This is a genomic window from Streptomyces sp. NBC_01549, from assembly GCF_026339955.1.
GTDB lineage: Bacteria > Actinomycetota > Actinomycetes > Streptomycetales > Streptomycetaceae > Streptomyces.
In genome coordinates, this window is record NZ_JAPEPW010000001.1 from 4348938 (window position 1) to 4362750 (window position 13813).

Annotated in this window: 12 protein-coding genes and 1 tRNA gene; 8 read left to right on the plus strand and 5 right to left on the minus strand. The window is 68.1% G+C overall.

Going from position 1 to position 13813, the window contains the following annotated elements; translation table 11 throughout:
- The first annotated feature begins 1 nt into the window (after position 1).
- The 8 genes from OG819_RS19405 (at position 2) to OG819_RS19440 (ending at position 8555) form a co-directional block, all read left to right on the plus strand.
- Positions 2–1399 carry an NDP-hexose 2,3-dehydratase family protein gene (locus tag OG819_RS19405; RefSeq protein ID WP_266650640.1) on the plus strand — a complete coding sequence of 466 codons (1398 nt, stop codon included), beginning with the start codon at positions 2–4 and terminating at the stop codon, positions 1397–1399.
- Positions 1396–2397: a Gfo/Idh/MocA family protein gene (locus OG819_RS19410; protein ID WP_266650642.1), complete on the plus strand. Its 1002-nt coding sequence runs from the start codon at positions 1396–1398 to the stop codon at positions 2395–2397. Before OG819_RS19405 ends, OG819_RS19410 begins: the two co-directional genes overlap by 4 nt.
- Before the next feature lie 92 nt (positions 2398–2489).
- A complete protein-coding gene (locus OG819_RS19415; protein WP_266650644.1) occupies positions 2490–3686 on the plus strand; it encodes an acyltransferase in 1197 nt (398 codons plus the stop codon).
- Between the two features lie 68 nt (positions 3687–3754).
- A complete protein-coding gene (gene rfbA, locus OG819_RS19420) occupies positions 3755–4624 on the plus strand; it encodes a glucose-1-phosphate thymidylyltransferase RfbA (RefSeq protein WP_266650646.1) in 870 nt (289 codons plus the stop codon).
- Between the two features lie 113 nt (positions 4625–4737).
- Positions 4738–5895 (plus strand): nucleotide disphospho-sugar-binding domain-containing protein, encoded by a 1158-nt coding sequence (locus OG819_RS19425; protein WP_323139354.1) that lies wholly within the window; start codon positions 4738–4740, stop codon positions 5893–5895.
- The gene (rfbB, locus tag OG819_RS19430) at positions 5892–6884 is read left to right on the plus strand and encodes a dTDP-glucose 4,6-dehydratase (protein WP_266650650.1); all 993 of its coding nucleotides are present in this window, start codon (positions 5892–5894) and stop codon (positions 6882–6884) included. Before OG819_RS19425 ends, rfbB begins: the two co-directional genes overlap by 4 nt.
- A gap of 70 nt (positions 6885–6954) precedes the next feature.
- On the plus strand, positions 6955–7557 hold the full coding sequence (locus OG819_RS19435) for a dTDP-4-dehydrorhamnose 3,5-epimerase family protein (RefSeq protein WP_266650652.1): 603 nt from the start codon (positions 6955–6957) through the stop codon (positions 7555–7557).
- The gene (locus tag OG819_RS19440; RefSeq protein ID WP_266650654.1) at positions 7548–8555 is read left to right on the plus strand and encodes an NAD-dependent epimerase/dehydratase; all 1008 of its coding nucleotides are present in this window, start codon (positions 7548–7550) and stop codon (positions 8553–8555) included. The genes OG819_RS19435 and OG819_RS19440 overlap by 10 nt, the downstream gene beginning before the upstream one ends.
- A 304-nt stretch (positions 8556–8859) precedes the next feature.
- Here the strand turns inward: OG819_RS19440 and OG819_RS19445 are convergent, their stop codons facing one another.
- From OG819_RS19445 to OG819_RS19465, 5 genes are all read right to left on the minus strand, one after another.
- Positions 8860–10197, minus strand: coding sequence for an IS110 family transposase (locus tag OG819_RS19445; protein ID WP_266647905.1), 1338 nt, complete (start codon positions 10195–10197; stop codon positions 8860–8862).
- 476 nt (positions 10198–10673) lie between these two features.
- Complete coding sequence (locus OG819_RS19450) at positions 10674–10952, minus strand: hypothetical protein (protein ID WP_266650656.1); 279 nt, start codon at positions 10950–10952, stop codon at positions 10674–10676.
- Between the two features lie 372 nt (positions 10953–11324).
- A tRNA-His gene (locus tag OG819_RS19455) sits at positions 11325–11397 on the minus strand.
- A gap of 106 nt (positions 11398–11503) precedes the next feature.
- Entirely contained in the window at positions 11504–12106 is a 603-nt protein-coding gene (gene orn / locus OG819_RS19460; RefSeq protein ID WP_266624889.1) for an oligoribonuclease, read from the minus strand.
- Between the two features lie 131 nt (positions 12107–12237).
- Positions 12238–13470: a helix-turn-helix domain-containing protein gene (locus OG819_RS19465; RefSeq protein ID WP_266650658.1), complete on the minus strand. Its 1233-nt coding sequence runs from the start codon at positions 13468–13470 to the stop codon at positions 12238–12240.
- Positions 13471–13813: the final 343 nt, after the last annotated feature.

The window sequence follows — 13813 nt, forward strand, 5'->3', positions numbered from 1 at the left end:
CATGAAGACCGCCGAAGCCGGCCGGCCGCTGCGGACGCGCGCGGACCGCGCCGTCGCCGACCGGCTCGCCCGCTCCGCGGCCGCCGTCGGCGCAGGTGCCGCAATGACGACCGACGCCTTTCCCGACTGGCTCGCCGAACGCGGCCGTGCGCATCGCTTCCGGGTGGACCGCATCCCGTTCGCCGACCTGGAAGACTGGTCCTTCGCCCCGGACACCGGAAATCTGGTGCACCGCAGCGGACGGTTCTTCACCGTCGAAGGGCTGCACGTCACCAGGGGCGAAGGGCCCTTTCGGGAATGGCAGCAGCCCATCATCAAGCAGCCCGAAGTCGGCATCCTGGGCATCCTGGCCAAGGAGTTCGACGGGGTCCTGCACTTTCTGATGCAGGCCAAGATGGAGCCCGGCAACTCCAATCTGCTCCAGCTGTCGCCGACGGTCCAGGCGACCCGCAGCAACTACACCAAGGCGCACAAGGGCGCGGACGTGAAGTACATCGACTACTTCATCCGCCCCTCCGCGGGATCCCGGGTCCTCGCCGACTCCCTGCAGTCCGAGCACGGTTCCTGGTTCTTCCGGAAGTCCAACCGGAACATGATCGTCGAGACGGACGAAGACATCCCGCACGATCAGGACTTCTGCTGGCTCACCCTGGGACAGATCGGGGAGCTGCTGCGCGCCGACAATGTCGTGAACATGGACGCACGCACGGTGCTGGCCTGCGCGCCGGTGCGATACGAGGAGTCCGGCGCCCTGTGGTCCGACACCCAACTGTTGTCCTGGTTCACCGGCGAACGTGCTCGCCACGAGGTCCGCGTCGAGCGCATACCGCTGAACGACGTAGCCGACTGGAAGCGCGACGACACCTCTGTCGATCACGTGGGCGGCTCCTACTTCCGCGTCGTCGCGGTGTCGGTGTCGGCGGGCAACCGCGAGGTCACCGGCTGGACCCAGCCCCTCTTCGAACCCCGGAGCCTGGGCGTGACGGCGTTCGTGACCCGCTCCTTCGGCGGAGTACGGCACCTGCTGGCGCACGCCAGAGTGGAGGGCGGATTCCTCGATACCGTCGAGTTCGGGCCCACGGTCCAGTACACCCCGGACAACTATGCCCATCTGACAGGCACGGACCGGCCGCCCTTCCTGGATCTGGTGCTGAGCGCTGATCCGTCGTGCATCAGCTACCAGGCGGTGCATTCGGAGGAGGGCGGCCGCTTTCTCAACGCCGAGAGCCGCTATCTCTTCATCGACGCGGACGAGTCCCAGGCACCTACCGAGCCGCCCCCCGGCTATCGCTGGGTCACCGCCGGGCAGTTGACGTCGCTGACCCGGCACGGCCACTACGTCAATGTCCAGGCACGCACCCTGCTGGCGCTCCTCAACTCGGGCTGTGTACGGCTGTGACGGCTCCCGGACACCAGCGGCCGGTACGCATCGCCGTGTTGGGCTGCGCCGCCATCGCGCGCCGCCGCATGCTGCCCGCGTTCGAGGCCTCACCGCACACCCAGGTGACGTGCGTGGCGAGCAGGAACGGCCGACGGGCCGCAGAACTCGCCGGTCAGTACGGGTGCGCGGCGGTGGACGGCTATGAGGCGGCACTCGCCGATGCCGAGGCCGACGCGGTCTACGTGCCGCTGCCGGCCGCGCTGCACGCCACCTGGGTGGAGAAGGCGCTGCTCGCCGGCAAGCACGTACTCGCCGAGAAGCCGCTGACACTCCACCGCCGCAAGACGGCGGAGCTCGGGGCGCTGGCGCGAGAGCGCGGACTGGCGCTGATGGAGAACGTCATGTTCGTCCACCATGCACAGCACGAGCGGGTACGGCAGCTGGTCGCCGACGGCGTCATCGGCGAACTGCGCACCTTCCAGGCCATGTTCACCGTGCCTCGGCTGCCCGACGGCGACATCCGCTTCGACCCGGGGCTGGGCGGCGGAGCGTTGACGGACACCGGTGTGTATCCGGTGCGAGCCGCCCTGCACCTCCTCGGCGCGGGCCTCCAGGTGGTCGGCTCGTCCCTCACCCGAGGTGTCGGTTTCACTGTGGACACGGCCGGTGCGGCGCTGCTGCGCTCGCCTCAAGGGGTCACCGCCCAGCTGTCCTTCGGCCTCGACCACGGCTACCGCAGCGCATACGAACTCGGCGGCTCACAGGGACGGATCGTGCTCGACCGGGCCTTCACGCCACCGCCGGACCACCATCCGGTGATCCGGGTCGAGAACCGCGACGGAAGCACCGAGCTGAAGCTGGCGCCCGAGGACCAGGTGGCCGCGACCGTGGCCGCCTTCGCGGCGGCGGTGCGCGCTGCCGCGCCGCTGGACGAGGCGTCGCTGGAACAGGCGCGCGTGCTGGACGAGGTACGCCGACACGCGCTCGGCGGACCGCTCCCCGCTGAGTCTGCGTGAGGTCGAGGTCGGCCCTCCCTCGGCCCGAGGGGGATCTCGACATCCTCTCTCCTCGATCAGAGACCATTTCCCCATACCAAGGAGAGCATGCCTTGACTCAGGCCGACACGACCGCCGTTGGTTCGCCGTCCGCTGCCGCCACCGCGGCGAGACACTTCGGCCGACCGCGCCCCGACATCACGCGGCTGCCCTCGCTGACCGGTCTGCGGTTCCCCGCTGCCCTCCTGGTCTTCCTCTTCCACACCGGTCAGCCGTCTCCCTCGTTGCGCCTGCTCCAGGACGACAAGGCGGCCATGGACTACTTCAAGGTCACCGCGAGCGCTGGTGCGCTCGGAGTGACGTTCTTCTTCGTCCTCAGCGGTTTCGTACTGACCTGGTCGGCCCGTGAGAAGGACCTCGCGCGAGACTTCTGGCGACGGCGGTTCGTCAAGATCTACCCGAACTACGCCATCACCTGGGCGTTGGCGATGGTGCTGTTCGCCTCCGTCTACACGCCGACCCGGATCGCCCTGGCCAACCTGTTCATGGTCCACGTGTGGGTACCGAAGGCCGAATTCCTCTCCAGTGTGAACACGCCCAGTTGGTCGCTCGCCTGCGAACTGGTCTTCTACGCCGCGTTCCCGCTGCTGCACAAACTGTTCCTGCGGATCCGGCCCGAGCACGTGAAGGTCTGGATCACCGGAGCGATCGCCGCGGTCATGGCCACGCCGTTCCTCACGTATGCGCTGATGCCCGACACGCCCACCCTCCCGGGCGGCGCCGTCCTCGGTGCGAAGGGCACCGTGGAGCAGTACTGGATCACCTACATCCTGCCGCCTTCGCGCATGCTCGACTTCGCGCTGGGCATGCTCGTCGCCCTCGCGGTGAAGAACGGTCGCTGGCGCAACGTCGGCATCATCTGGTCGAGCGTGCTCCTGGCCGGCGGCTATGTGCTGTGTTCGTATGTGCCGTTTCTCTACGCGCAACGCTCCGTGACGATCATCCCGGTCATCTTCCTGATCGCGGCCGCGGCGACCGCCGACGCGAACGAACGCTTCACCCTGTTCCGCAACCGCACGATGGTCTTCCTCGGGGAGATCTCGTTCGCTTTCTATCTCTTGCACTACATCGTCCTCGGCTGCGGACGCAAAGTGCTCGATGGCAACTTCTCGCCGGCACAGGTCGCCGGCCTCGTGACGGCGCAACTCGCGATCACCGTTTTTCTGTCCTGGGTGCTGTATGCCCTGGTCGAGCGCCCGATCACCCGCAGGTTCTCGAAGCCGCGGCGCCCCCGAGCCGCGACGGGCTGACGGCATTTGGTATTCGCCTGACCTGACACACCTTGAATGGTGACGCCAAGCTTTCAGGAGGAATGAGCGTGAAAGGCGTAATCCTGGCCGGTGGCCATGGGACGCGGTTGCATCCGATCACCCTCGGAACTTCCAAACAGATGCTGCCCGTTTACGACAAGCCATTGATCTACTATCCGTTGTCGGTACTCATGCTCGCGGGCATCAGGGAGATCCAGATCATATCGTCACCGATGGATCTGGAGAATTTCCGCCGACTGCTGGGGGACGGGTCGGAACTGGGCCTGACACTGACCTACGCGCAGCAGGCGGAACCTCGCGGTCTCGCCGAGGCGTTCCTCATCTCGGCGGACCACATCGGAGACGACTCCGTGGCGCTGATCCTCGGCGACAACATCTTCCACGGCCCAGGGTTCGCCCCCATGCTGCAGCGACGAGTGCAGTCCGTGGACGGCTGCGTGCTGTTCGGCTACCCGGTCCCGGACCCTGAACGTTACGGGGTCGGCGAGATCGACGGACAGGGCAACCTGGTCTCCCTGGAAGAGAAGCCCGCGCAGCCGCGCTCAAACCTGGCGATCACCGGACTCTATTTCTACGACAACGACGTCGTCGACATCGCCAAGAACCTGCGGCCGTCGAAGCGCGGGGAGCTGGAGATAACCGACGTCAATCGCACATACCTGGAGCGCGGCAAGGCGCAACTTGTCTCGCTGGGCCGCGGTTTCGTCTGGCTGGACGCCGGTACGCATGACTCGCTCACCGAAGCCAGTCAGTACGTACAGATCATGGAACACAGGCAAGGAGTCCGTATCGCCTGCATCGAAGAAATCGCATGGCGTATGGGATTCATCGACCGGGAGGCCTGCCGACGGCTTGGCGATAAACTGGCGAAATCCCCTTATGGGCAGTACGTGTTGGAAGTCGTCGCGAAAGACTGACCGTCGGGGTTCGCGTCCGAATTCTTCCTTCGGTATCCCTCAAGCTCGTCGTCGCCCCACGTGGAGGGAAAGCAATGCGATATCTGTTCACCACTATTCCTGGCGCCTCTCATATGCTGCCGCTGGTCCCCCTGGCCCACGCTGCCCTGGCGGCCGGACACGAGGTGGCCGTGGCCACCAGCGGCCCGGCGCTGCGCGCGGCCACCCGGGCCGGTCTGCAGGCCATCGCCACGGACGACGGCGACGCGGTGGAGCCCTACGAGGAGTTGGTGCGCACCGTCACCCGGACATCGGTGGGAATGACGTCCCCGGGGCCGAAGACGGCCGCCTACGCGGGCTCCGTCTTCGGCGAGGTCGGCGCCCGTATGGTGGACGGTCTGGTCGACGCGGCCCGGGAGTGGCGCGCGGATGCCGTGCTGTATCCGCCGAATCACGTCGCCGGGCTGGTGGCGGCCCGTGCCACTGGCCTGCCCGCGGTGCTGCACGGCATCGGTACCCCGCGTGCCACCTTCGGCCCCGGGCTGGAGTATCTGGCACCGGTGGCGAAGCGGCTGGGGGCCGGCGAGCCGCGCGAAGCGGATGTCGAGCTGGATCTCAGCCCGGCGTCCCTCGAAGCCGCGCGGCACAGCTCGCCGACGGCCCGCGTTCTGCCTCGGGCGTCGGTGCCCCTCAGCCTTCCCATGCGGTACCTCCCGTACAACGGAGGCGCGGAGCTGCCGCTGCGGTTCGTGAAGCGGGGGGAGAAGCCGCGGGTGGTGGTGACCCTTGGCTCGCTGGCCACGCTTTACGGCGAGGGTGCCATGCTGCGCCGTATCGTCGATGGCGCGGCCGACCTGGACATCGAGGTGATCGTCACCACCGGCGGGACCGAACTGCCCGCGCTCCGGCACTTGCCGGACGGCGTGACGCCGGTGGACTGGCTGCCCCTGAACGCCGTACTGCCTACCTGCGACGCCGTCGTCCACCACGGCGGCATGGGCTCCACCTACTCGGCCTTCGCTGCCGGAGTGCCGCAGCTGGGGATCCCGCTGACCGGGCTGGAGAGCCTCTCCAACGCCCAGATGGCCGTCGACAGCGGCGCCGGCCTCCGGCTGGAGTCGCCCCACAGGGCACCGCTCACCCCTGAGGCGGTCAGCACCGCGCTGCGCGAGCTGCTCGACAACCCTGGCTACCGCAAGGTGAGCCTCGAAGTGGCCGACGAGATGCGAGACATGCCCACGCCGAGCACGTTGATCGGCCGGCTCACCTCACACCTGGAGGAAATCCGTTGAGGATCCTGGTCACCGGCGGAGCCGGATTCATAGGCTCCCACTACGTGCGTTCCCTGCTGTCCGGAGAGCTGGAGCCCGAGGGCACCGTCGACGTCACCGTCGTCGACAAACTGACCTACGCCGGCAACCGCGACAACCTGCCCGCCGCGCACGACCGGCTCACATTCGTACGGGGCGATATCTGCGATCTCCCCTTGCTACTGGACGTGTTGCCGGGCCACGACGCGATCGTGCACTTCGCGGCCGAGTCGCACGTGGACCGCTCGCTGGACGCCGCCGCGGACTTCGTCCGCACCAATGTCCTGGGCACCCAGACGCTGCTGGAGGCCGCCCGGCGCACCGGCATCGGGCGCTTCGTGCACGTGTCCACCGACGAGGTGTACGGATCGATCGAGCGAGGTGCGTGGACCGAGGATTGGCCGCTGATGCCGAACTCCCCGTACGCCGCCTCCAAGGCGAGTTCCGATCTCGTGGGGCGGTCGTACTGGCGCACCCACGGCCTCGACCTCTCCGTCACCCGGTGCTCCAACAACTACGGCCCGTACCAGCACCCCGAGAAGCTCATCCCGCGATTCGTCACCAACCTGCTGGAGGGCACCCGGGTCCCGGTCTACGGCGACGGCCGCAACGAGCGCGAGTGGCTGCATGTAGACGATCACTGCCGGGCCGTCCACCTCGTCCTGCGAGGCGGCCGTGCGGGCCGGATCTACAACGTCGCCGGCGGCCAGGAGCTGACGAACCTGAAGTTGACGCAACGCATCCTGGAACTCTGCGGCGCCGACGAGTCCGCGATCGAGTACGTCACCGACCGCAAGGGCCACGACCTGCGCTATTCCCTCGACGGCGGCAGGATCCGCGAGGAGCTGGGCTACGAGCCGCGCGTGGCGTTCGACGACGGCCTTGCCGCGACGGTCGCCTGGTACCGGGACAACCCGGAGTGGTGGAAGGCGGCCAAGTACCGGGGTGCGGAACCGTCCCCGGCCCTGTGACGAGCGCCTGAGACAGCCGTCGGAGACAGGCACCGAAAGTAACTGCGAGGCAGGAGAGAGTGACACCCCCATGCAGGTACGCAAACTGGGCATCGAAGGTGCCTTCGAGTTCACCCCACCGGTGTTCAACGACCGGCGCGGCCGGTTCGCCGCGCCCTACCAGGGAACCGCCTTCAGCGAGCACCTGGGCAAACCCCTGTTCCAGGTCGAGCAGGTGAGTCACAACCTGTCCGCCCGCGGAACGCTGCGGGGCATCCACTACACCGCCACCCCTCCGGGAATGGCCAAGTACGTGTACTGCCCGTACGGCCAGGTGCAGGACTTCCTGGTCGATCTGAGGGTGGGCTCGCCGACGTTCGGAAAGTGGGCCACCACTCTGCTTGACGCCGACAGTTGCCGCGCGCTGTACATCCCGGTGGGTGTCGGTCACGCATTCCTGTCGATGGCCGACGACTCCATGGTCGTCTACCTGATGTCGCAGGGATACGTCGCGGAGAACGAACTCGCGCTGAACCCGCTGGATCCCGCGATCGGCCTGCCGATCACTGCGGACATCGACATCGTTCAGTCCGACCGAGACGCCGACGCGCCCACGCTGGCCGAGGCGAGGGACTCCGGACTGCTCCCAGAACTCAAGATCGCCCAGAAGGCGGAGGCAGCGCTGTGGCAGTGAAAACCCCGCTCGTCGTGGTGCTCGGCGCCGCGGGCTTCGTGGGATCCGCCGTGGTGCGGGAACTGGCGCGGCATCCGGTCCGCGTACGGGCCGTCTCCCGCAGGCGGACCGCGGTTCCCAAGGGTGCTCGTGCCGAGATCGAGGTGTGTACCGCAGACCTGACGGAGCCCGGCATGATGGCTGCCGCCGTCGCGGACGCCGATGTGGTGATCCACTCGATCGCCTACATCGCGGGGTCCTCGACCTGGCGTATCGCCGACGGCGACACGGCCGCCGAACGCGTCAACGTGGGCCTGATGCGCGACCTGCTGGAGGCGCTGCGCGACCGCAAGGCCGGCGGGGCGCCCCCGATCGTGCTGTTCACGGGCTCCGCCTCGGCGGCCGGACCGTCCGACAAGGAGGTACTCGACGGCACCGAAACCGACCGGCCGAAGGGGGAGTACGACCGGCAGAAGCTCGCCGCGGAGCGGGTGCTGCTCGCGGCTGACGCAGCTGGCACAGTGCGCGGCGCCTGCCTGCGTCTGCCCACGGTGTTCGGCTACAGCCCAGGGTCCACCACTCGGGACAAGGGCATTGTCTCCACGATGGTGCGCCGTGCGGTGGCCGGTGAGCCTCTGACGATGTGGCACGACGGAACAGTGCGCCGGGACCTGCTCCACGTCGACGACGTCGCTCGCGCGTTCTCGGCCGCCATCGACTGCATGGACGCACTCGCGGGACAGCACTGGCTGCTCGGCACGGGTCACGGTGCCCCACTCGGTGCCGTGTTCACCACGATCTCCGAACTGGTCGCCGAACAGACCGGCAAGGACAGGGTGCCGGTCGTCTCAGTGGATCCGCCGGCGCACGCGGAGGTCCGTGACTTCCGGAGCGTGACGATCGATTCCTCGGCGTTCCGGGCCGCCACCGGCTGGCAGCCTCGTACATCGCTTGAGGAGGGCCTGAGCCTGACGACGTCGTTCTGTACCAGTGGCCAGGAGAGGGCACTGCCCGAGTAGAGCCGGGGGACGGGAAGCGGAGTGGTAGCGAACCGGGCCGGTCCCCGTGAGCTCTGATTTGCTTGTGAAGTCGGTACTCGGATGTGGAGTCCAGCGGGCTGTTCACCGACACTGGATCCACGCTGGATCGGCAGTTCGAAAGTGCTGTTTCAGCAGGTCGAATGAGGTGTGGTCGAGTTCCGCTTCAGTGTATGAACTCCACCACCTCGCTGACCGGAAAACTCAACGGTCAGATGGGGATGGCGAGATAGCCCCTCGATGGTGACGGTCGGGGGCTGGTGTGGGGCGGTGGGGTCGTGGGATGTCAGGCGGCTGCCGGGGTGAGGGTGACGTCGTGGCCGAGGGCCTTGAGCTGGCGGACGAGGTCGCGGCTCTTGCGGGCCGGGTCGAGGTTGCGGGTGTGGAAGTCGGGGCCGAGGTCTCGGTAGCGGGCGGTCGGGTCGTTCATGAGGTGCCAGACGGCGACCAGGATGGAGCGGGCGACGGCGACCAGGGCTTTCATGTGGCCGCGGCGTTTGACGATGCGGCGGTAGCGGGCGCCGAGGAAGGTGTCGGTGCGGGCGGCGGAGATTGCTGCTTCGCCGAGGGCGCCGCGGAGCCAGGGGTTGCCTTTGCCGGTGGGGCCGGAGGTGTTCTTGTTTCCGGACTGGAGGGTGCGTGGGGAGAGTTTCGCCCAGGACACGAGATGGCCGGCGGTGGGGAAGACCGTCATGTCCAGGCCGGTCTCGGCGAGGATGACCTGCGCGGTGCTGGGGCCGACGCCGGGGATCTCGTCGAGGCGTTCGGTGTCGGTGATCGGTATGAGGGTGCCCTGTCCGGGGCCTTCGTCGTCCTCGGTGGTGGACAGCTCGGCCAGACGCAGGGTGATCCGGGCGGTGAGCTTGTCGATCTGCACGGTGAGGTAGTCGACGGTGTCCAGCAGCATCCGGCACATGAAGGCGTGGTGTTCTTCGAACCGGCCGGTCAGGGCCTCGGCCAGGGTGCTGTGGCTGGCCTTGATGGTGCCGTGGGCCAGGTCCGCCAACGCCTTGGGGCTGCGTTCGCCCGCGATCAGTGCCTCCAGCATGGCCCGGCCGGAGACGCCGAAGATGTCGGCGATCACGGTGGACAGCTTGATCTGGGCGTCCTCGAGGAGTTTCTCGGTGCGCTGCTTGTGGCGGGTGCGCTCGTGGGTCATGACGGCCCGGGCCCGGGTCAGATCGCGCAGTTCACGGACCGGCTTCGGGGGTACGAACGAGGGCCGGAGCATGCCGCGTTCGGTGAGCTTGGCCAGCCAGACCGCGTCCAGGCGGTCGGTTTTGGGCCGGCCCGGGACGTTCTTGACGTCACGGGCGTTGACCAGCCAGCACTCCAGACCACGCGATTCCAGCAGAAAGAAGTACGGCTTCCAGTAGGTCGACGTCGCCTCCATCACCACCCGGGTGACGCCCTGGCAGACCAGGTGGTCGGCCAGGTCCAGGATCGCGCCGCTGGTCGCGACGGTGTTGAAGACCCGCTGCACGCGCTTGCCGGGCTTGTCCTCGTGCGGCACCCGCACACAGACCATGCCCGACGCCTTGGCGATATCGATCGCCGCGACACGGGCCACGAGCTCCTCGGCCTGCTCGATCTCCTCGACGCCACCGTCGTCGGTGTCCGCCATGCACAACTCCCTGGTATCGATCCGTACGGGCCGACGCCTGCCCAGGGGGCCGCGGGGGGAGCGAAAATCTGACCGGCGTGCTCGATGGCAACAGTGCGTGGCCCCTCTGCGGCCCCGGCACCAGACGGACCTACGGGCTCAACGTCCCAACGAGCTACCGGCGTCGGCGGGCAGGCGCCGCAGCCATGTTTTCACGCCGGCAAGGCGCACCCGAAGGGAACAGGGGGACTGACCTGTGGAAATGAGGTTCCGAAGTGCAAGTGGTCGGCGGCGGGTTGGTTCAGCTCGGCGCCGACCATTCCCTGTCGTCCTTGGCGGCGGTTTCGAAAACGCGGCCCTCAGGGAAGATGACGTGTCGCTCGCAGGGGACCTGGCCCCTCCACGGAGGTCATGGAGCAAGGAATGGAGATTGACCATCTGGGCTCCGATCTTCCGGGAGTCGACCCTTTGCTGTGTACCGTGCTGGGTTTTCTGACTCAGGGCAGGCGGCTGCTGGCGCAGCAGTTCTTGGTGCGCGGTGGGGGATCGGCCTCGATCGCGGCTTGGACGATGCACCACAGGAGGCCGTGCCGGTTGGCTATCGACTTTTGCGCGGCCGGCCGCCGGATCCAGCGTCCCGTGGCGGGGTCCTTCTCGCCGGTCTCCTGGAGACGGATCCAGTCCTGTACGTCGTCGGTGGTGATGTTGCCGATGGTGGCCGGCGTCGGCCGGCCCGCTCGCGTGGTGTGCACGAGCAGCGAGAGGTGGCGGTCCACCTCGCGCAGGTAGTCGTCGCGAGTGCCCTCATCGACGCCGGTGAGGCGTTCCGCGTGGCGTCGGGCCCAGCCGACGAGCGGTACGTCGTCCGTGTCCTCTTCAACCTCGGTGAAACCCTGGCCTGGGACCCAGCCGAAGGGCCTCGGAGAACTCGCCGAACCTCTCGGACTCCCAGGACCCGCCGCGCCCTCCCTGGAGCCAGCGAACCTGGAAGCTCGCCGTGCCTTCCTTGCGGATCCGCTTCCTGGTGGTTGCCATGTGGCGGGACCGTAGATCGAAAATCCGGCCGCGTTTGGCCGCCGTTTGGCCAAGCCGGGCCACGAAAAAGCCCCTCACCTGCATTCGCGCAGGTGAGGGGCTTCCTCTCACAGGGTGAGTGACGGGACTTGAACCCGCGACATCCTGGACCACAACCAGGTGCTCTACCAGCTGAGCTACACCCACCACGACCGGTCTTGGTTTCCCTGACCGGCCGAGAAAAAGTGTACAGGGTCCGAAGGGGTGCTCGCGCCAGGCTTTCTCCGGGGTCCCTCGGGGCCCCGGACATGCGTCATTCGGCGGGCAGTACGTGCTTCGCCGCGATGGTGCGGGCGGTGTCGGAGTCGGGGCCGGGCTGCGGGACGAAGATCGCCTCGCGGTAGTAGCGGAGCTCCGCGATGGATTCGCGGATGTCGGCGAGGGCGCGGTGGTTGCCGTTCTTCTCCGGGCTGTTGAAGTAGGCCCGGGGATACCAGCGGCGGGCCAGCTCCTTCACCGAGGAGACGTCCACGATGCGGTAGTGGAGGTAGTCCTCGAGGGCCGGCATGTCACGCGACAGGAAACCCCGGTCCGTGCCGACGGAGTTTCCGCACAGCGGGGCCTTGCCCGGCTCCTTGACGTGCTCACGCACGTAGGCGAGGACGTGTGCCTCGGCGTCGGCCAGGGTCGTGCCCTCGGCCAGTTCGTCGAGGAGGCCGGAGGCCGTGTGCATCTGGCGCACCACGTCCGGCATCGTCTCCAGCGTCCGCTCCGGAGGGCGGATCACGATGTCCACCCCTTCACCGAGCACATTCAGTTCCGAGTCGGTGACCAGCGCGGCCACCTCGATGAGTGCGTCGTCCGACAGCGAGAGCCCGGTCATCTCGCAGTCGATCCACACCATGCGATCGTTCATGGCCCTAACCCTACGGCGCGCTCCGGCGCACGGGCAGATCCGGGACGGCGGTGACCTGCGTGGTGGCCCGGTACGGCGGCGGCCCGGGACCCTCGTCGGGTCCCGGGCCGCCGCCGTCTCGCGTCATCGCCTCAGGGCGCGCTGCGCTGCCCCGGCAGGCGCCCGGCCGCGTACAGCTCGGTGCCCGTCCTGCCCGGCTCCGTCGACAGGGACGTCGACGGGCCCACGGAGGTGGCGGCCGCCGTGCGGCGGGTCTGCGGCGGCACCGGGTTCTCCTGGCTCAGGACGGGCGGTGGCCCGGCCTGGCCCGCGGCGGAGCCGTCCACGTCCGACTGCCGTTCCGACTGCGGCCTGCGCGCACGGTACGCCGCCCGGTACGCGGCCGGGGACGAGCCGAGCTGACGCCGGAAATGACCCCGCAGCGCCACCGGTGAACGGAAGCCGCAGCGTCCGGCGACCTCGTCGACCGAGTAGTCGGAGGTCTCCAGCAGCCGCTGCGCCTGCAGTACGCGCTGAGTGATCAGCCACTGCAGGGGAGCGCTCCCCGTGAGCGAGCGGAACCGGCGGTCGAAGGTGCGGCGGCTCATGTACGCGCGTGCCGCCAGCGTCTCGACGTCGAACTGCTCGTGGAGGTGCTCCAGCGCCCAGGCGACGACCTCCGCGAGGGGGTCGGCGCCGATCTCCTCTGGTAAAGATCGATCGAGATAGCGCTCCTGACCGCCGCTCCGGCGTGGCGGCACGACTAGACGGCGGGCCAGCGCGCCGGCCGCCTCGTTGCCGTGGTCCGTCCGCACGATGTGGAGACAGAGATCGATTCCGGCCGCCGTACCCGCGGAGGTCAGTACGTCTCCGTCGTCCACGAAGAGTTCTCGTGGATCGACATGGACCGACGGGTAGCGCTTGGCCAGCGTCGGTGCGTACATCCAGTGGGTCGTCGCCGGTCGGCCGTCCAGCAGTCCGGCGGCGGCCAGCACGAAGGCGCCGGTGCACAGTCCGACTATGCGGGCTCCCTCCTCGTGCGCCCGGCGCAGCGCGTCGAGCGCCTCCTCCGGTGGCGGAGAGGTGATCGAACGCCAGGCCGGCACCACGACGGTGCCCGCCCGCGAGATCGCCTCCAGGCCATGCGGCGCGGTGAGTTCCAGGCCTCCTGTGGTCCGCAGTGGGCCCTCTTCGCCGCCGCACACCAGAAGTCGGTAGCGCGGCACGCCGGCGTCCTGGCGGTCAATCCCGAACACCGACAGCGGTATGGAACTCTCGAAGATGGGGCCGCCGCTGAACAGCAGCACCGCGACGATCTCCTTGCGGCGTCGCCCGGAAAGTTTCCGGGCCGCGGCTTCCGGCGCGGCAGTGGAGTCGTGGCTCATACTGCTAAGCCCCCCTCGGTGGTCGCGGCTCCTCGGTTGTGTCGCTCCTGCACGTTTCCCCTCGGTCCTGCACGAGTCCCCCGCCGTAAGACAGTCAAGATCGAATCTACTGTGTCCAGTGGCGCCAAGGTGACCAGTTCGGCACTCGGCAGAATGTCGACATGGCAACTTGGCGTGAAGCATTCGATCACGAAGCGTTGCACTCGTGGGCCGTGCAGGGAAGTGCGCCTCGTGTCAGTGGCCAATCCCCATAGGGTGCGCGCGCCCTCCAGGGGCCTTTCGGTGCAGGTGGAACGGGGGTTGGGGGGTCGTTCGAGTAAGGGATGCGCGGGTGGCCGAAGTT